Origin of the sequence: Micromonospora sp. NPDC050795, from assembly GCF_044456785.1 — a bacterium.
In the GTDB taxonomy this organism is placed as follows: domain Bacteria; phylum Actinomycetota; class Actinomycetes; order Mycobacteriales; family Micromonosporaceae; genus Micromonospora.
On the sequence record NZ_JBITGE010000001.1, the window covers coordinates 39881 to 58099 of the forward strand.

An 18219-nucleotide genomic window follows, 5' to 3' on the forward strand; every position below is an offset into this window, starting at 1 on the left:
CGGATCGCCGCCCCGGACTACTCGGCTTGTGTCCGGTCGCGGGACCTGTGTGGCGGATCGGCATCGGCACCTCGGTGACACCTGCCGGTGGCACGGTGGAGTCGAGGACGGTGAGTCATCTGCTTTCGCTGCGCCAACGCTGCCAGCTGACACGTGTGATCCGCGGCTCGCGGCTCTCGGCCGCGTTGAGGACGAACTGCGCCCGGAGCCGCCGGACCTTCCTGCCGGAGGCAGGGTGAGGCGGACCGAGAGGAGGTCGAGATCTATGCTCGCCACGCCGATCCGCCGGCCGGTGGGTCGGCGGCGGACGCTCAGGCTCCTTGCGGTACGAAGACATAGTGAGTGCCGCCAGCGTGACGCCCCTAGCCCTGTCCGACGCCGTCTCGGTGAACTGCCAGGGCAGCACCTCCTGCGAGTGGATCTACCGGATCACCGGGTCGTCCTGGTTCGCCGAGGGAAGCTACTGGATCCTGCTCAAACCGCTTCGGGTGCTGCTGATCCTGGCCCTGGCGATGGTGGCCCGCTGGGCTCTGCACCGGACGATCAACCGGTTGGTTCGGACGACCACCGACGGCGCGGTGCCGACGATGCTTCGGCCGCTGCGCGAGCGGGTACCCACCGCCGCGGTCGACCCGGCCGAGTTCGTGCCCGAGCGACGGAGGCAGCGGGCCGAGGCGATCGGGTCGGTGCTACGCAGCCTGACCACCGCGTTCGTCTTCGGCATCGCGCTGCTGATGATCCTGCGGGAGTTCAGCTTCGACCTGGCCCCGCTGCTGGCCAGTGCGGGGATCGCCGGTGTGGCGCTGGGCTTCGGTGCGCAGAGCCTGGTGAAGGACCTGATCGCCGGCCTCTTCATGCTGATCGAGGACCAGTACGGCGTGGGTGACAACGTCGACCTGGGCGAGGCGATGGGCGTGGTCGAGTCGGTCGGCCTGCGGGTCACCACGGTGCGCGACGGCCGTGGCGTGCTCTGGTACATCCGCAACGGCGAGATCATCCGGGTGGGTAACAAGAGCCAGGGTTGGGCGCTCGTGGTGGTGGACCTGCCGATCGGCTTCAACAGCACCGAGGAGGCCACCGCGGTGCTACGGACCGCGGCCGCCTCGGTCGCCGTGGACCCGGAGCTGTCGCCGGAGATCGTGGAGGCGCCCGAGGTGCTGGGTGTCGAGCAGGTGACTGTGGACGGCGCTGTCATCCGCACAGTGGTGAAGACGACCGCTGACGGGCAGTTCGCGGTGGGCCGGGAACTGCGTCGGCGTCTCGCCGAGGCGCTGGAGAATTCGGGGATCACCGCGCAGATCGCAGCGGCCCGCATCTATCCCGGCCTGCCGACCCGGCCGTTGTCCGAGGGCGAGACCGGTCAGGGAGGCGCCACCTGACACCGCCCACATTGTCCGGCAATTCAGGGGTCGCGAGCCGGCCGGCCCCTCGGGTATCGTCCGTTCGTTCAGTCGGGGAGGCGACGAACGACCCGTTCGACCTAGCTAGTTGTCAGACGATCGGGCAGAATCCGGAGCACGCGTTCCCACCGAAGCGTGATCACAACCTCGCTGATCCGTAGATCTGACGAGCGCTTCCGACCGGGCTGCCACGAGCGGCCGAGCCGGGGCCGATGGAGGCGACGGTGCCTGACGAGCGACCTTCCGCGGAAGGCCCCGCCACATTCCGCGACGTCTTCGGCCAGCACGAGTTCCGGGCCGTGTTCGTGGCTGGCGCCCTCTCCTGGGTCGGCGACTACGTCGCGAAGGCCGCCGTCACCCTGCTCGTCTATCAGCAGACCCGGTCCGTCGCGCTCTCCGCGGCTGCCTTCGCGGTCAGCTTCCTGCCCTGGCTGCTCGGCGGTCCCGTGCTCGCCGCACTCGCTGAGCGGTACCCGTTCCGACGGGTGATGGTGGCATGCGACCTCATCCGGATGGCGCTGATGCTGGTCATCGCCATTCCGAGCCTGCCGTACCAGGCGGTGCTGGTGCTCGTCTTCGCCGCGACGCTGGCCAACCCGCCGAGCCAGGCGGCGAAGTCCGCGCTGATCCCGCAGTTGCTCACCGGGGACCGGCTGGTGCTGGGGCTGTCGCTCAACGGCAGCGTCGGGCAGGCCGCCCAGGTCGTCGGGTACGTCTTCGGCGCCGCTGTCGCCGCGGTCGACCCGGAGGCGGCGCTGCTGTTCAACGCGGTCACGTTCGGTCTCTCGGCGCTGCTGGTTCGCCTCGGCGTGCGCCACCGTCCGGCGATGATGAACCCGGAGCACCGCAGCCACCTGCTGCGTGAGACTCGGCAGGGGTTCGGCATCGTGTTCCGCACCCCGGTGCTGCGGGCCATCGCGGTGCTGGTGTTCAGCTCGATGCTCTTCTCGATCGTTCCCGAGGGTCTGGCCGCGGCCTGGGCCAACGACGAGGGACGTGGTGCGCTGAGCGCGGGCACCGCACAGGCAGCGATCATGGTGGCCAACCCGATCGGCTTCATCCTCGGTGGGTTGCTGGTGAGTCGCCTGTTCGGTCCGGCTCGCCGGCTGAAGCTGATGCGGCCGCTCGCGGTGCTCGCCCCGTTGGTGCTCGTACCGGTGCTGCTCGACCCCCCGCCACTGGTGGTGGCACTGCTCGCCGCGATCTGCGGGTTCGCGGTCGCTGGCATGATGCCGATGGCCAACGGGTTGTTCGTCCAGGCGCTGCCCAACGGCTTCCGAGCCCGCGCCTTCGGGGTGATGGCCACCGGCATACAGGTCATCCAGGGCCTCGCGGTACTGGTCACCGGGATGCTCGCCGAACGGTTCCCCATTCCGATCGTGGTGGGGGTCTGGAGCGCAGCCGGGGTGGTGCTGATGACGGTGGCCACGCTGCGGTGGCCGGACCGGCAGACGGTGGACGACGCGATCACTGCCGCCTCGTTGGCCAACGCCGCTCCGCCATCCTCCGGCCTCGGCGACCCGGCCAGCGACCGCCCGGTGGAAGGCAGGTCCAACCCGCACACCGGTGACGGCCACCGCCGGCACGCTGTCACCTGACCGTCGAACCGACCGTCGCACGGGCAGGCGGGGTGCCGACATTCGGGCTTGTCGACCCGGCGTGATCCGACGCACGCCGTGCGGGTCGGGTCGACACCGGACGTACCTGGCAGGATGGAACTGTGACTTCCGCAGGTGAATCCGACCGTCCCGGTGCGTCGATGACCCTCTTCGAAGCGGTCGGCGGCGAACCCACCTTCCGCAAGCTGGTCGACGAGTTCTACGCCGGGATCGCCACCGACCCCCTGCTGCGACCCATGTACCCGGAGGAGGACCTGGGCCCGGCCGCGGACCGGATGACCCTGTTCCTCATGCAGTACTGGGGCGGGCCGAACACATACTCCGCTCAGCGGGGGCACCCTCGGCTGCGGATGCGCCACGCGCCGTTCCGGATCGGAGCGGCTGAACGGGACGCCTGGCTGCGCAACATGCGCCGCGCCGTGGACCGGCTCGACCTTGAGCCGGAGATCGCCGTCACCCTCTGGGACTACCTGGAGCGGGCCGCGTACTTCATGGTCAATGTCGAGGACGACCCGGCCAACGGCGGCTGACCCAGAGCTCCCGGAGCGGCGTCAGAGCAGCGCGCCCTCGTCGTGCAGCCAGTCCACGAAGCTGGTGGCGACCGCCGCGCCGCAGTCGAGCATCTCGACCAGGAGCGCGTCGTGGGTGCCGGCACCCAGGGGCACCTGAAGCTCGGCGTAGATCGGTAGCTGACCCCGCTCGGTCGGGTCACCGATGTACGCCTTGCAGAACCGGCGGGTGTGGTTCCACTCGTTGACCACCCGGTACGCCCGGTCGGCCCAGTCCGGCGGGACCGTGGCGTGCGGGCGTGCCCGCATGACCAGGATCTCGTCCTCCGGCCCTTCGAGGGTGACCAGCACCGCGTGCCGCTCCCACATCGCCAGCAGGTTGCCGTCGCCGTCGGCCAGGTAACGCACGTCGAGCAGATCGAGCGCGTCACAGACCCGGCGCAGACTCACCGGCTCGACGGTGGCGGGCATCTCGGTCAGCACGGGCCGCTCGTTGGACGGGCAGTCGTCCCCCGGCTGGCGAGGACTGGGCGGCCCGATCCGGACCGCACTATCGACTGTGATCCCGCTTCGGGTTTCCGGTTCGCCGCCGTCGGCGGGACCGGGGCGCCATGACCACCACGGCATCGCTCGCGCACCTCACTCCCCAGCGGATCCAGTCGCCTACGGTGCGTTGGATCCGAGGATGGACGGTACCCGGACAGCCGAGTTGAAGCACCCCCCCAACGACCGCCCCTGGCCAGAAGAATGATCCGTGGTCATCCGTTCGGACGAGCAATCAGGGGTGTCACGGCAAGATCCGTGGCCTTCTGCAACCACGCCGCTCCGTGTGGTCCCACCAGGCCTACCCAACGACCGGCCACCCGCACCTGAACGGCGTCCCCGCCCTCGCCGGCCGCCGAGCCGTGGGCGGCACCGAGGAAGCCCATCCGGACCACCCCCTGCACCAGCCGCTGCGGCACCTCGACCGGGGCGTCGGGCGTCCCGTCCGGGGTGATCAGCACCGCCACGTGGTCGAGCAACGCGTCACGCAGGGCCCGCTGGCCCACGGCACGGCCGGCCACACCCTGCTCGCTCGCCGTCCGCAGGGTGCCCGCCGCCGCGTCGGCGATCCGTCGCAGGTCGGCAACGGGCAGCGCCTCCACCTGGCGGCTCCGCGCCGGCGGCAGCGGCCACCGCCACTGGGCGTCCCGGCGGGTCGGCAGGGTCGCGCCGCTCCGCTCCAGTTCGGCGAGCAGCTCCGCGGCTGCCACGGTGACGTCCTCCGCGACGCCGTCAGCCGGCCCACCGGCAACCGTGCGGACCACCAGGACCTGCCACGGCAGCCGGGCCCACAGGGCGATCCGGCCCGGTGCGCCGGCCGGCCGCAGCCGGACCGGTGCGACCGGATCCAACCGGACCAGCCGGGCCAGGAAGGCTCCCGCGTCCGCCACCCCTTCGACGCCGTGGGTGGGCGCCGCCGTCCGACCCGGCTCGGCGGTGCCCGGCCGGGTCACGCCACCCCGCCCTGTGGCGCGTACGTGAGCAGGAAGTCCCGCTCCTCGGGGGTGATCCGCCGGGGCACCTGGCGGGTCAGGTCGAACGGCACCAGCACCGAGCGGGCCTGGCTGGCCAGCACCTCACCGTCGTACAACTCGTAGGCGACGGTGAACCGGGAGGCCCGGATCTCCTCCACCCACAGCTCGATCCGCACTGTGGGGGCCGCCTCCGCGGTGGCCCGGCCGAGCGCGTAGTCGACCGGGCGCAGGTAGTCGACCTCGTGCCGGCGGATCACCACCCCGTCGGCGAACGAGCCGACGCCCCAGGCCCGGCCGCCGGCGAACATCAACGCCACCCGCGCCTCCTCGTACAGGGTGAGGAAGCGCGAGTTGTTGACGTGGCCGTACGCGTCCAGGTCGGACCAGCGCAGGGTGCAGTGGTAAACGAAGCGGTCAGACACCTTCTCGGCCGGTCAGTCGCGGGTCAGCTTGCGGTAGGTCACCCGGTGCGGCCGGGCGGCCTCCGCGCCGAGGCGGTCGACCTTGTTCTTCTCGTACGCCTCGAAGTTGCCCTCGAACCAGAACCACTTGGACGGGTCCTGGTCGTCGCCCTCCCAGGCCAGGATGTGCGTGGCGACGCGGTCCAGGAACATCCGGTCGTGGGAGATGACCACGGCGCAGCCGGGGAACTCCAGCAGGGCGTTCTCGAGGCTGGACAGCGTCTCCACGTCCAGGTCGTTCGTCGGCTCGTCGAGCAGGATGACGTTGCCGCCGATTTTCAGGGTCAGCGCCAGGTTGAGCCGGTTGCGCTCGCCGCCGGAGAGCACCTTGGTCGGCTTCTGCTGGTCCGGGCCCTTGAAGCCGAACGCGGCGATGTACGCCCGCGACGGCATCTCGACCTTGCCCACCATCAGGTAGTCCAGCCCGTCGGAGACGACCTCCCAGACGGTCTTGTCGCCGTTGAGGCCCTCACGGTTCTGGTCGACGTACGACAGCGAGACCGTCGGGCCGACGCGGACCTCGCCGCCGGTCGGCTCCTCCAGCCCGACGATGGTCTTGAACAGCGTGGTCTTGCCGACGCCGTTGGGGCCGATGATGCCGACGATGCCGTTGCGCGGCAGCGAGAACGACAGGTTGTCGATCAGCAGCCGGTCGCCGAAGCCCTTGCTGAGGTTGTTCGCCTCGATCACCGTGCTGCCCAGGCGCGGGCCCGGCGGGATCTGGATCTCCTCGAAGTCCAACTTGCGGGTCTTCTCCGCTTCGGTGGCCATCTCGTCGTACCGGTCGAGGCGGGCCTTGGACTTGGTCTGCCGGGCCTTGGCGTTGGAGCGGACCCACTCCAGCTCCTCGGTGAGGCGCTTCTTCATCTTGGCGTCGCGGCGACCCTCGACGGCCAGCCGGGCGGCCTTCTTCTCCAGGTAGGTGGAGTAGTTGCCCTCGTACGGGTACGTCCGGCCACGGTCCAGCTCGAGGATCCAGTTGGCCACGTTGTCGAGGAAGTACCGGTCGTGGGTGATCGCCATGACGGTGCCGGCGTACTTCGCCAGGTGCTGCTCCAGCCAGGAGACGCTCTCCGCGTCCAGGTGGTTGGTGGGCTCGTCGAGCAGCAGCAGGTCGGGCGCCTGCAGCAGCAGCTTGCAGAGCGCCACCCGGCGACGCTCACCACCGGAGAGCTGGGTCACGTCGGCGTCCGGCGGCGGGCAGCGCAGCGCGTCCATCGCCAGTTCGAGCTTGGAGTCGACGTCCCAGGCGTCGAGGTGGTCAAGCTCCTCCTGGAGCTTGCCCATCTCCTCCATCAGCTCGTCGGAGTAGTCGGTGGCCATCTGCTCGGCGATCTTGTTGAACCGCTCCAGCTTGGCCTTGGTCTCGGCGACCGCCTCCTCGACGTTGCCGAGCACGGTCTTGGCCTCGTTGAGCGGGGGCTCCTGGGCGAGCATGCCGACGGTGTAGCCGGGCATGAGTCGGGCCTCGCCGTTGCTCGGCTTGTCCAGCCCTGCCATGATCTTGAGGAGGCTGGACTTACCGGCGCCGTTCGGACCGAGCACACCGATCTTGGCTCCCGGCAGGAAGCTCAACGTGACGTTGTCGAGCACGACCTTGTCGCCGTGCGCCTTGCGCGCCTTTTCCAGGACGTAGATGTACTGGGCCACGGTGCGGGCTACCTCCGTCGGTTGCTGTCGCTGATCGGCGGCGCGGCGCGGGCTGCGAGGACCGCCCGCCGCCGCCGGCCGGGAGCCGGCCGCGCGCACGCCATCGTCAATCCTGACAGGTACGGCGCGCTTCGCCCACATCACCCCGCCCCAGGAGTACGCGGGCGAGCCGCGTTGCCCACGCCGGTATAACTCGCTAGCGTCTTGAGTATGACCAAGAAGATCGCGATCAGCGTTCCCGACGACGTGGCGGAACGGCTGGCCAAGGAGCCGAACGTGTCCGCCTTCATTACCGCGAGCGTGCGTGGACTGATGGCCGGCGAGCGCACGAGGCAGGCACTGCGGGAGGTCGGCTTCGTGCTCACCGATGCCGGCCTGGCCGAGGCCGGCAGAAAGCTCGACGAAGCGCAAGCAAAGATCACCCCAGAGCTACGTGCGAAGGCGGCAGCCTTGCTGAGCGAGTCGTCTCGCGGACGGCTGGAAATCCGTGACTGACGCGGGCCTGGTGCTCGACACCGCCTGTCTGCTGGCCTACTCGGAAGGCGAGGAGCAGGTCGGGGAGCAGATCGCCGAGGTTGCGGACAAACGGCAGGTGGTGATCATTCCGGCGCTTTGCCTCGCTGCGGCATACCGCCAGGTGTCCACTGACGGTTGGCCCCTGCTCGACATCGTTGCCGACCTTGAACAGGTGATCGTCACCCCCGTCGACCACGACACGTGCATGTTCCTTGGCGGCTGGTCGCGGAGCCTCGGCATGGACCTGGCTCACGTGGCACTGGAGGCGGCGCGTGCGACGACACCGATCATGACGGATCGGCGGGAGCTGCTGAGTGAGGTGCTGCCCAAGGAATGGCCGATCATCGACCTCTGACCAGCGCGGTTGTCGACAAGATCACCTTTAGGATTCGGTCGCACCGAGGCGGGTAGGAGACTCCGGCACTAGGCACAAGACGCCGCAGCTACGCTCAGTACGCTCATCGCGGTGGACCCGTCAGTACCCGGAGGTGGCCGATCGTGACCGTCCGTAGCTCCTTTGTCGTAGTGGCGAACCGTCTGCCGGTCGACGAGGTGAGCACACCCGAGGGCCGGCAGTGGCGACGCAGCCCTGGCGGGCTGGTCACCGCGCTGCACCCCGTACTCGCCGAGCACAAGGGCACCTGGGTCGGCTGGGCCGGTGGCACCGGCGCGGCCCCCGAGCCGTTCGACCTGGAGGGGATCCGGCTGCACCCGGTCCCGCTCAGCGCCGAGGAGTTGGAGCGGTACTACGAGGGCCAGTCCAACGCGACGATCTGGCCGCTCTACCACGATGCGGTGGAGACGCCGGCCTACAAGCGCCGGTGGCGGGAGGCGTACCGCCTGGTCAACGCCCGGTTCGCGGAGGCTGCGGCCGACGTGGCGGCCGAGGGCGCGACGGTCTGGGTGCAGGACTACCAGCTCCAGTTGGTGCCGGCGATGCTCCGCGAGCTCCGCCCGGACCTGCGGATCGGGTTCTTCCTGCACATCCCGTTCCCGCCGATCGAGCTGTTCATGCAGATGCCGTTCCGCACCGAGATCCTGCGCGGTCTGCTCGGCGCCGACCTGGTCGGTTTCCAGCAGCGGCTGGCCGCGCAGAACTTCGTCCGGCTGGCCCGGCACCTGCTCGGGCTGCGCTACGAGGGGCAGATGATCCAGGTCGACGGTCGGCAGGTGAAGGCCGGCGCCTTCCCCATCTCGATCGACACCCAGGAGATGGAGCGGATGGCCGCCGATCCGGCGATCCAGGCCCGGGCCAAGCAGATTCGCGCCGAGCTGGGCGACCCGAAGACGATAATCCTGGGCGTGGACCGGCTGGATTACACCAAGGGCATCGAGTTGCGGCTCAAGGCCTTCCGAGAACTGCTGGCTGACGGAAAGTTGACAGTTCCCGACGCGGTCATGGTTCAGGTCGCCACGCCCAGCCGCGAGCGCGTGGAGCACTACCAGGCACTACGGGTGAAGGTGGAGCGCGAGGTCGGCCGGATCAACGGCGAGTTCGGCAGGGTCGGCGTGCCGGCGGTCCATTACCTCCATCAGTCGTACAGTCGCAGTGAGCTGGCGGCGATGTACGTTGCTGCCGACGTGATGATGGTGACCCCGCTGCGAGACGGCATGAACCTCGTGGCGAAGGAATACGTAGCATCACGTGCCGACCAGGGTGGCGCGCTCGTACTCAGTGAGTTCGCTGGCGCCGCCACGGAGCTTCGCCAGGCATTTTTGTGTAACCCGCACGACCCGGACGCGGTCAAGGACGCCCTCCTCCGGGCAGTGCACGTGGAGAAAACCGAGGCGCGCCGCCGGATGCGGACAATGCAACGTCACCTGCGTACCCACGACGTGGGCCACTGGGCCAAGTCTTTCCTCTCGGAACTCGGAGTTCCCGAGGCGGAGGCCGAGTGAACACGTCCGTCAACGATGGGGCGGCAGTCGCCACCGGGGTCATGGACCCTGAGTTGCGCTCCGCCATCGGCCGGATAGCCCGGGTCCCCCAACTCCTTGTCGCCTGCGACTACGACGGCACACTGGCGCCGATCGTGGAGGACCCGAGCACGGCCGTTCCACTGCCCGAGTCAGTGGCCGCGGTCCGCGCGCTCGCCGCGCTGCCGCAGACCACAGTGGCGGTGGTCTCCGGCCGGGCGCTGCGCGACCTGGCCGCCCTCTCGCGGCTGCCCAGCGAGGTGCACCTCGTCGGCAGTCACGGCTCCGAATTCGACATCGGCTTCGTCGAGCGGCTCTCCCCCGAGCTGGTCGCCGTACGGACCCAGGTCCGCAACGCGCTGCGTGAGATCGCCGCCCAGCACCCGGGCATCCGGCTGGAACGCAAACCGGCGAGCGTCGCGATGCACACCCGTGGGGTCGACCCGCAGATCGCCGCAGCCGCCATCGAGGCGGTCCGCAGCGGTCCGGCCACCTTCGACGGCGTGACGGTGACCCAGGGCAAGGAGGTCATCGAGCTCTCCGTGGTGGCCACCCACAAGGGCACCGCACTCGACCAGTTGCGGACCCAGCTCGCCTCCAGCGCGGTGCTGTTCATCGGCGACGACATCACCGACGAGAACGGGTTCGGCCACCTGCACGGTCCCGACCTCGGCATCAAGATCGGCCCCGGCGACACCCAGGCCAGCTACCGGGTGGCCGACCCGCTGGAGGCCGCCCGCGCGCTGGCCCTGCTGCTCGAGACCCGGCGGCACTGGCTGTTCGGTGAGCGGGCGGTGCCGATCGAACGGCACTCCATGCTGGCCAACGGTCGTACCGTCGCTCTGCTCACCCCCGAGGCCAAGGTGAGCTGGCTCTGTCACCCCAAGCCGGATTCGGCGGCGATCTTCGCCGACCTGGTGGGTGGCAGCCCAGCCGGTCACTTCAGCATCGCCCCGGAACGCGGGGGCATCCCGCTGGGCCAGCGCTACCGCTCCGGCACGATGACGGTGGAGACCCGGTGGTCCGGGCTCACGGTCACCGACTGGCTGGACAAGCCGGCCCGGGAGACCACCCCCGGCGACAGCCCGGCTGTCCTCACCGGCGACTCGACCCTGGTCCGGGTGCTGACCGGCAGTGGCAAGGCCACCGTCGAGTTCGCGCCGAGGCCGGAGTTCGGCCAGGTGGCCGTCCAGTTGCAGCCGCTCGGCGACGGCCTGCTGGTGCTCGGCTCGAACGAGCCGGTCGCGCTCTACGCCCCCGGCGTGCAGTGGGAGGTCGGCAACGACGGAGGGTACGAGACCGCCAAGGCGACCGTCGACCTCTCCGCCGCCGGTGGGCAGGTGGTGCTGGAGCTGCGCTTCGGCACGCACAGCCTGGAGCACCACCGGGTGCCGATCCACGAGCGGCAGGCCGCGGCCGAGCAGCCGTGGAAGGACTGGGTGGCCTCGCTGCGGTTGCCGTCCACCTCCCGCGAACTGGTCGCGCGCAGCGCCCTCACCCTGCGCGGGCTCTGCCACGAGGCCACCGGCTCGATCCTGGCCGCGGCGACCACCTCGCTCCCCGAGGAGCTGGGCGGCGTCCGCAACTGGGACTACCGCTACTGCTGGCTGCGCGACGCCGCGCTGACCGCCCGCTCGCTCGTCGACCTGGGCTCCATCGAGGAGGCCGAGGCGTTCCTGCGCTGGGTGGACGGCTGCATCGAGCGCACCGGTGGGCACCCGGAGCGGCTGCACCCGCTCTACACGATCGACGGCTACGAGCTGGGCGCCGAGGCGGTCATCGACACGCTGCCCGGGTACGCCGGTTCCCGGCCGGTCCGGGTCGGCAACCTCGCCAACCACCAGTTGCAGCTGGACGTCTTCGGCCCGATCGCCGACCTGATCGCGGCCGTCGCCGACGCTCGCGGTTCGGTCCGCGACGACGAGTGGCGGGTCCTGGAGAACATGGTCGAGGCGGTCCGCCGCCGCTGGCACGAGCCCGACCACGGCATCTGGGAGGCCCGGCTGCCACCCCGGCACCACGTCTTCTCCAAGGTGATGTGCTGGATGACAGTCGACCGCGCGCTGCACGTGATGCGCGAGCACGGCGGCGAGGACCGGCCCGAGTGGAAGGACCTGCGCGACCGGATCGGCGCCAACGTGCTGGAGCACGGCTGGCACTCCGACGTCGAGGCGTACAGCGTCGCGTACGGGGACGAGGACATGGACGCCTCGTCGCTCTGGATCGGCCTCTCCGGCCTGCTCCCGGGCGACGACCCGCGCTTCCTGTCCACCGTCCTACGGATCGAGGCGGACCTGCGCAGCGGCCCGGTCGTCTACCGCTACCACTGGGACGACGGCCTGCCCGGCCGTGAGGGCGGCTTCCACATCTGCACGGCGTGGCTGATCGAGGCGTACCTACGCACCGGCCGCCGCACCGACGCCGAGGAACTGTTCGCACAGATGGTGCTGACCGCCGGCCCGACCGGGCTGCTCCCCGAGCAGTACGACCCGCTCGCCGAGCGCGGCCTGGGCAACCACCCGCAGGCGTACAGCCACCTCGGTCTGATCCGCTGCGCCCTGTTGCTGGACAACATGCTCAAGCAGTAGTCGACGGAGAGACCACGACGGGCCGGAGCAGCGCTGCTCCGGCCCGTCGTCTGTCCCGGCTCCCGGCTCCCGGCTCCCGGCTCCCGGCTCCCGGCTCCCGGCTCCCGGCTCCCGGCTCCCGGCGAGATCTTGGACAGTTTCCGTCACGCGCTGACGGAAACTGTCCAAGATCTCCAACCGCTGCGGGTGCAGCGAGTCCCTCAGCCGTCGAGGGTGTTGACCACGTCGCCCACCACGACGACGGCGGGTGGCCGCACCTCGGCCGTGAGCACGTCGACGGCCACCGCGTCGAGCGTCGACCGCAGCACCCGCTGGGTGCCCGTCGTGGCTTCCTGCACGACGGCGGCGGGGGTCTGCGGCGACCGACCGTGGGCGATCAGGGTGGCCGTGATGGCGGCGAGGTTCTTCAGCCCCATCAGGATCACCAGGGTGCCGTGCAGACCAGCGAGGGCGTCCCAGCGCACCAGCGAAGCCGGTGCGTCGGGTGCCAGGTGTCCGGAGACGACAGTGAACTCGTGCGCCACGCCCCGATGGGTGACCGGGATTCCGGCCGCGGCCGGGGCAGCGATCGAGCTGGTGACCCCGGGCACCACTGTCACCGGGACACCGGCGGCAGCGCAGGCCAACAACTCCTCGCCGCCGCGCCCGAAGACGTACGGGTCACCGCCCTTGAGCCGCACCACGAACGCGCCGGCCAGGGCCCGGTCGACCAGGATCTGGTTGATTTCCTCCTGAGCCCGGGACGGGCCGTAGGGGATCTTCGAGGCGTCCACCAGTTCGACGTCCGGGCGCAACTCGTCCAGGAGCAGTCCGGGCACCAGCCGGTCGGCGACCACCACCTCGGCCTCGGTGAGCAGCCGCCAGCCCTTCACGGTGATCAGCTCCGGGTCCCCCGGCCCCGCCCCGACCAGCGCCACCCGCCCAACCTGCCGCCCGCCGGTCGCACCGGCCTCGGTCACACCGGCACCGAGCCCGCCAGGAGGCGCAGCGGCGGCACCGGCCTGGCCGGGCGGCACAGCGGAGGCACCGAGCCTGCCAGGAGGCGCAGCGGCGGCACCGGCCGGTGCCAGGCGGACCGCCAGAAGGTCGCGGACGGCGTCGCGGACGGTCATCGCCCGGTGCGGGTCGCCGCCGCCGAGCACCGCCACGGTGACCGGGCCGTGCCGGGTCACGGCCGGCGTCCAGGCGGTGGCGGCCGTCCGCTCGTCGGCCCGGACGCAGAAGATCCGCCGCTCGGCGGCGGCGGCGCTCACCGAAGCCGCCGCCATCGGATCGTCGACCGCGACCTGGACCAGCCAGGCACCGTCCAGGTCCTCGGGCACGAACCGGCGCGGCACCCAGTGCAGCCGACCCGCGTCGGCCCGGGCGCGCAGCGCCGGAGTCAGCTCCGGGGCCACCAGCAGGACGTCCGCGCCGGCGTCCAGCAGCGCGGGTACGCGCCGGGTGGCGACCGCACCGCCACCCACCACGACCACGCGCCGCCCGTGCAGCCGCAAACCCAGGGGGTACGGATTGGAGGTCACGCCGCACCACCGAGGCGGACGGCTCGTTCGCGGCGGGTGCTCACTTCTCGGCCACCCCTGCGGAGTCGAAGGTGGCCACCTCGTGCAGCACCCGGACCGCGCCGGTGACCACGGGCAACGCCAGCAGCGCGCCGGTGCCCTCACCGAGGCGCAGCCCCAGGTCGATCAGCGGGTCGAGGCCGAGGTGGCGCAACGCGACGGTGGCGCCGGGCTCAGCCGAGCGGTGGCCGGCGACCATGGCGCAGACCGCGTCCGGTGCGAAAGCGGCGGCGGCGAGCGCGGCCGAGACCGCGATCACACCGTCCAGCAGCACCGGTGTGCGGCGCGCCGCGGCCCCGAGGATCAGCCCGGCCAGGGCGGCGTGCTCCAGACCACCGACGGCGGCCAGCACCCCCAGCGGGTCGACCGGGTCGGGGGTGTGCCGGGCCAGCGCGGCCCGCACCACAGCCACCTTGCGCGCGTACGTCGGGTCGTCGACACCGGTGCCCCGACCGGTGGTGTCGAGTGGGTCGGCGCCGGTGAACGCGGCGATCAGCACGGCGGCCGGGGTGGTGTTGCCGATGCCCATGTCCCCGGTGAGCAGGATGCCGGCGCCGGCGTCGATCAGTTCGTCGGCGATCCGGATGCCGGTCCGCACCGCCGCCAGCGCCTCGTCCCGGGTCATCGCGGCCGTCACTGTGAGGTCGCCGGTGCCCCGGCGGACGGACGAGACAACCAGCCGGGGCACGGCCGGATCGAGCACGACCGGGTCGGCGGCCGGGTCGGCGGCCGGGTCGGCGGCCGGGTCGAGCACAGCCGGGTCGAGCACGGCCGGGTCGGCGGGCAGCGGGGTGGCCACGCCGACGTCGACCACGGTGACCGAGGCACCGGCCTGCCGGGCGAACGCGTTGACCACCGCTCCACCGGCCAGGAAGTTACCGATCATCTGCGCGGTGACCTCCTGCGGCCAGGGGCTGACCCCCTGGGCGTGCACCCCGTGGTCGCCCGCGAAGATCGCCACCGCGGCCGGCTCGGGCAGCGGCGGTGGGCAGACTCCGGCCAGGCCGGCGAGGCGTACCGAAAGCTCCTCCAGCGCGCCCAGCGAGCCCGCCGGCTTGGTCAGCCGGCCGTGCAGCGCCCGGGCGGCGGCCATTGCCGCTTCGTCCGCCGGGCGGATCGCGGCGATAGTGGTCTCCAGCATCATGCCTCCATGGTCTCGCGCAGCACGTTGATGAACGCGTCGGTGGTGTTTCGGTCGCGTACGGCCACCCGCAGCCAGTCCGGGCCGAGGCCGGGGAACGTGTCGCCTCGGCGTACCGCCCAGCCGCGCTCGCGAAGGGCGGCCCGGATCGCTGTCGCCCTGGGCAGGTGCAGCAGGACGAACGCGCTGGCGGGACGGCCGACGACGCGTACACCGGGCAGTTCGGCGAGGCGCGCGACCAGGTGCTCGCGGTCGGCGGCGAGGTCGGCGGCGATCGCGCGTTCGGCCTGGACCGCGACGGCGCTGGCGCAGGCCGACGCGGCGGCCAACGCGGGTGTGCTGACGGCCCAGAGCGGTTGGACGGCGGCCAGCCGGGACAGCAGCTCCGGCGCGCCGAGCAGGTAGCCGATCCGCAGCCCGGCCAGGCCCCACGTCTTGGTGAGGCTACGCACCACGAGCAGCCCGGGCAGGTCCCGGCGTTCGGCCAGCGACTCCGGTTCGCCGGGGTGCCCTGAGGCGATGGTGGTGTCCGCGAACGCCTCGTCCACCACCAGCACCCGGCCGGGGCGGGCCAGCGCGGCCACCGCCTGGGCGGGGTGCAGCACCGAGGTCGGGTTCGTCGGGTTGCCGATCATCACGAGGTCGGCGTCTGCGGGCACCCGGGACGGGTCGAGCCGGAAGCCGTCGGCGGCGTCGAGCAGCACCCGCTCGACCGGGTGTCCGGCGGCCCGCAGCGCCGCCTCCGGCTCGGTGAACTGAGGGTGCACCACCACGGGGCGGCGCACGCCGCGCAGCGCCTGAGCGATCAGCACGAACCCCTCGGCGGCGCCGGCGGTGAGCAGCACCTCGTTCGGGTGACGGCGGTGTCGGGCGGCGACCGCCGCCCGGGCCGGCGCCGGGTCCGGATAGCGGGCCAGGTCGGTCAGGGTCGCGGCGATCGGGTCGGCCAGCCAGGCGGGCGGTCGCGCCCGACGGACGTTGACGGCGAGGTCGATCAGGCCGGCGGTCGCCTCCGCGTCGCCGTGATGGGCGAGGTCCGGCTCGACCCCGGCGGGTGGGGCGACCGCGCTCGGCTGATCAGACATGTCCGCGATCCTGCCGGGAAGGCGGCCGGTGGGACAGCCGATCTCGGCGTAAGCCACGTCACCACTCGTCGGTTTAAGAGTTCTTCTCATGTACGAATCGGAAATGTCATAACTTGACCAGGTGAGCAACCGACCCCTTGCTGCCGCTGGTCGTCTCGTCCCTCTCCTCCGCGCCGGGCTGATCGCCGGAATCGTGATCGCCGCCGTCGCCTACCCGGTCGTCGCCCTCACCGGGCTCGGCGCGAAGGCCACCGCGCACGCCGTGGACCAGAAGACCCGGGTGCTGAAGACCGCCCTGCCCGCCGAGACCTCGTACGTCTACGGCCCGGACGGCAAGACCGTGCTGACGATGTTCTACGAGGAGTACCGGCAGTACACGAAGCTGTCGGACATGTCGCCGAACATCCAGCAGGCGATCATCGCCGCCGAGGACTCCCGCTTCTACCAGCACCACGGCGTCGACCCGAAGGGCGTGGCCCGGGCCTTCGTCTCCAACGCCCGCTCCGGCGGCTCCCAGGGCGCGTCGACGCTGACCATGCAGTACGTCCGGATGGCCCTGCGGGACAGCGCGACCACGCCCAAGGAGGTCCAGGAAGCCACCCAGCAGACCAGCCTGCGCAAGGTCAAGGAGATGCGGATGGCGCTGGACCTGGAGAAGGAGGTCAGCAAGGACGAGATCATGGAGCGCTACCTGAACTCGGCGTACTTCGGGCACCGGGCGTACGGCATCTACGCCGCCAGCGAGATCTTCTTCTCCAAGACTCCGAAGGACCTCACCCCGGTCGAGGCCGCCACCCTCGCCGGACTGGTCAAGTCCCCCTCGGAGTACGACCCGGCCGACTCCGACCAGAAGGAGGCCACCGGGCGGCGCAACTACGTGCTGGACCGGATGAGCCAACTCGGCTACCTCTCCCCCGACTCGGCCACCGCCGCCAAGTCCGAACCGATCCGGCTCAAGCTGACCACCCCACCGCACGACTGCGCAGCGGTGCCGGAGAAGTACAACAGCTGGGGCTTCGCCTGCGACTACCTGAAGAACTGGTGGAGCGCCCAGCCCGCGTTCGGGGCGAACCGGCTGGAACGGATGGACAACCTGCGCCGGGGCGGCTACCGCATCGTGCTCAGCATCGACCCGAAGATCCAGGAGGCAGCGGAGAAGAACGTCGGCGCCAAGGAGGCCACCGGCAGCCCGTTCGCCAACGGGATCGTGGTCTCCGAGCCGGGCACCGGGCGGGTGAAGGCCATGGCGGTGAACCGGACGTACTCGCTGGACCTGGCCGACAACCCGCAGAGCTCCAACCCGGAGGCCGGGCCGAATGTGAAGGCCAACTATCCGAACACTGTGGCACCGCTGCTCGGCGGCGGTGACCTGGCCGGCTACCAGGCCGGATCGACGTTCAAGATGTTCCCGATGCTGGCCGCGCTCGACGCGGGCATGACCCTCTCCACCTCGTTCAACGCCCCGTACCGCTACCGCTCCGAGGTCTACGACGGCTGGGCGCCCTCCAACGCCAGCGGCGCCATGTCCGGTCAGCAGACCATGTGGTCCGGCTTCGGCAAGTCGGTGAACACGTACTTCGTCTGGCTGGAGGAGAAGGTCGGCGCGGACCGGGCGGTCCGGTTGGCCGAACAGCTCGGGCTGCGGTGGCGCACCGACGTCGACCGGGACCACGCGTCCCCGGACAAGGCGAAGAAGTGGGGTGCGTTCACCCTGGGCGTCTCCGACGCCACCCCGCTGGAGATGGCGAACGCGTACGCCGCCATCGCGGCCGACGGTCGCTACTGCGAGGCCATCCCGGTGCAAGCGATCATGAATCGGGACGGCACGCCCGCCACGTACGCCACAGCGGGCGGTCTGCACCGTGAGGTGGCCAAGCCGCGCTGCCGGCAGGTCGTGAGCGCGGACGCGGCACGGGCGGCCACCGACGCGGCCCGCTGCCCGACCGGCGACACCCCGGCGCGCGGCAGCTGCGGCGGCTGGTCCACCGCCGACAGCGTGCGGGGCACCGTCGGACGCCCGGTGGCCGGCAAGACCGGTACGACCGACAGCACCCGGTCGGCCTGGTTCGTGGGCTACACCCCGGAGTTGGCCGCCGCGAGCTTCATCTCCGACCCGGACAACCCGTTCAACGCGGTCGGCGACGGGCAGTCCCAGATCCCGATCAAGGCGGTTTCGGAGACCCTACGCGACGGTTTGAAGGGCACCCCGACCCGTCAGTTCACCCCACCGTCGGACGCCATAGTCGGCTGAGCT

General features: G+C 71.1%; 15 protein-coding genes. 8 read left to right on the top strand and 7 right to left on the bottom strand.

Annotated elements, in window-relative coordinates; genetic code table 11:
* Window positions 1-320: 320 nt before the first annotated feature.
* From ACIBEF_RS00225 to ACIBEF_RS00235, 3 genes are all read left to right on the top strand, one after another.
* Entirely contained in the window at window positions 321-1379 is a 1059-nt protein-coding gene (locus ACIBEF_RS00225) for a mechanosensitive ion channel family protein (RefSeq protein ID WP_396789814.1), read from the top strand.
* Window positions 1380-1612: 233 nt separating this feature from the next.
* Window positions 1613-2998, top strand: a complete 1386-nt coding sequence (locus ACIBEF_RS00230; protein WP_396789816.1) for an MFS transporter — start codon at window positions 1613-1615, stop codon at window positions 2996-2998.
* A gap of 122 nt (window positions 2999-3120) precedes the next feature.
* The gene (locus ACIBEF_RS00235; protein WP_357202334.1) at window positions 3121-3549 is read left to right on the top strand and encodes a globin; all 429 of its coding nucleotides are present in this window, start codon (window positions 3121-3123) and stop codon (window positions 3547-3549) included.
* 21 nt (window positions 3550-3570) lie between these two features.
* On the opposite strand, the gene ACIBEF_RS00240 is transcribed toward ACIBEF_RS00235, so the two are convergent.
* From ACIBEF_RS00240 to ettA, 4 genes are all read right to left on the bottom strand, one after another.
* Window positions 3571-4155 (bottom strand): YbjN domain-containing protein, encoded by a 585-nt coding sequence (locus tag ACIBEF_RS00240; RefSeq protein WP_357356583.1) that lies wholly within the window; start codon window positions 4153-4155, stop codon window positions 3571-3573.
* 131 nt (window positions 4156-4286) lie between these two features.
* Complete coding sequence (locus ACIBEF_RS00245; protein ID WP_396789819.1) at window positions 4287-5024, bottom strand: hypothetical protein; 738 nt, start codon at window positions 5022-5024, stop codon at window positions 4287-4289.
* Window positions 5021-5467: an acyl-CoA thioesterase gene (locus tag ACIBEF_RS00250; RefSeq protein WP_396789821.1), complete on the bottom strand. Its 447-nt coding sequence runs from the start codon at window positions 5465-5467 to the stop codon at window positions 5021-5023. Before ACIBEF_RS00250 ends, ACIBEF_RS00245 begins: the two co-directional genes overlap by 4 nt.
* 12 nt (window positions 5468-5479) lie before the next feature.
* Window positions 5480-7156, bottom strand: a complete 1677-nt coding sequence (gene ettA, locus ACIBEF_RS00255) for an energy-dependent translational throttle protein EttA (RefSeq protein WP_396789824.1) — start codon at window positions 7154-7156, stop codon at window positions 5480-5482.
* 210 nt (window positions 7157-7366) lie between these two features.
* On the opposite strand from ettA, the gene ACIBEF_RS00260 reads away from it, so the two are divergent.
* The 4 genes from ACIBEF_RS00260 to otsB all read left to right on the top strand — a co-directional run bounded on the left by ACIBEF_RS00260 (window position 7367) and on the right by otsB (window position 12177).
* Window positions 7367-7651 (top strand): hypothetical protein, encoded by a 285-nt coding sequence (locus tag ACIBEF_RS00260; RefSeq protein ID WP_396789825.1) that lies wholly within the window; start codon window positions 7367-7369, stop codon window positions 7649-7651.
* Window positions 7644-8027 carry a hypothetical protein gene (locus tag ACIBEF_RS00265; RefSeq protein ID WP_396789827.1) on the top strand — a complete coding sequence of 128 codons (384 nt, stop codon included), beginning with the start codon at window positions 7644-7646 and terminating at the stop codon, window positions 8025-8027. The genes ACIBEF_RS00260 and ACIBEF_RS00265 overlap by 8 nt, the downstream gene beginning before the upstream one ends.
* Before the next feature lie 143 nt (window positions 8028-8170).
* Window positions 8171-9571 carry a trehalose-6-phosphate synthase gene (locus ACIBEF_RS00270; RefSeq protein WP_030333449.1) on the top strand — a complete coding sequence of 467 codons (1401 nt, stop codon included), beginning with the start codon at window positions 8171-8173 and terminating at the stop codon, window positions 9569-9571.
* A gap of 41 nt (window positions 9572-9612) precedes the next feature.
* On the top strand, window positions 9613-12177 hold the full coding sequence (otsB, locus tag ACIBEF_RS00275) for a trehalose-phosphatase (protein ID WP_396790408.1): 2565 nt from the start codon (window positions 9613-9615) through the stop codon (window positions 12175-12177).
* 200 nt (window positions 12178-12377) lie between these two features.
* Here otsB and cobA read toward each other — a convergent pair whose 3' ends face one another.
* From cobA to cobC, 3 genes are read right to left on the bottom strand one after another with little or no spacing between them, the layout of a single operon-like run.
* On the bottom strand, window positions 12378-13700 hold the full coding sequence (gene cobA / locus ACIBEF_RS00280) for a uroporphyrinogen-III C-methyltransferase (RefSeq protein ID WP_396789829.1): 1323 nt from the start codon (window positions 13698-13700) through the stop codon (window positions 12378-12380).
* A 40-nt stretch (window positions 13701-13740) separates the two neighbouring features.
* Window positions 13741-14883 carry a nicotinate-nucleotide--dimethylbenzimidazole phosphoribosyltransferase gene (locus tag ACIBEF_RS00285; RefSeq protein ID WP_396789830.1) on the bottom strand — a complete coding sequence of 381 codons (1143 nt, stop codon included), beginning with the start codon at window positions 14881-14883 and terminating at the stop codon, window positions 13741-13743.
* Window positions 14880-15965 carry an Rv2231c family pyridoxal phosphate-dependent protein CobC gene (gene cobC, locus ACIBEF_RS00290; protein WP_396789832.1) on the bottom strand — a complete coding sequence of 362 codons (1086 nt, stop codon included), beginning with the start codon at window positions 15963-15965 and terminating at the stop codon, window positions 14880-14882. Before cobC ends, ACIBEF_RS00285 begins: the two co-directional genes overlap by 4 nt.
* A 121-nt stretch (window positions 15966-16086) precedes the next feature.
* Between cobC and ACIBEF_RS00295 the strand changes: the two genes are divergently transcribed.
* A complete protein-coding gene (locus ACIBEF_RS00295; protein ID WP_396789834.1) occupies window positions 16087-18216 on the top strand; it encodes a transglycosylase domain-containing protein in 2130 nt (709 codons plus the stop codon).
* The last annotated feature ends 3 nt before the right edge of the window (window positions 18217-18219 follow it).

Bases quoted from the DNA above. Each gene is read 5' to 3' on its own strand.
- ACIBEF_RS00230 (WP_396789816.1), top strand. From the start codon at position 1,613: ATGGAGGCGACGGTGCCTGACGAGCGACCTTCCGCGGAAGGCCCCGCC.
- ACIBEF_RS00240 (WP_357356583.1), bottom strand. From the start codon at position 4,155: ATGCCGTGGTGGTCATGGCGCCCCGGTCCCGCCGACGGCGGCGAACCG.
- ACIBEF_RS00260 (WP_396789825.1), top strand. From the start codon at position 7,367: ATGACCAAGAAGATCGCGATCAGCGTTCCCGACGACGTGGCGGAACGG.
- otsB (WP_396790408.1), top strand. From the start codon at position 9,613: ATGGACCCTGAGTTGCGCTCCGCCATCGGCCGGATAGCCCGGGTCCCC.
- ACIBEF_RS00285 (WP_396789830.1), bottom strand. From the start codon at position 14,883: ATGATGCTGGAGACCACTATCGCCGCGATCCGCCCGGCGGACGAAGCG.
- cobC (WP_396789832.1), bottom strand. From the start codon at position 15,965: ATGTCTGATCAGCCGAGCGCGGTCGCCCCACCCGCCGGGGTCGAGCCG.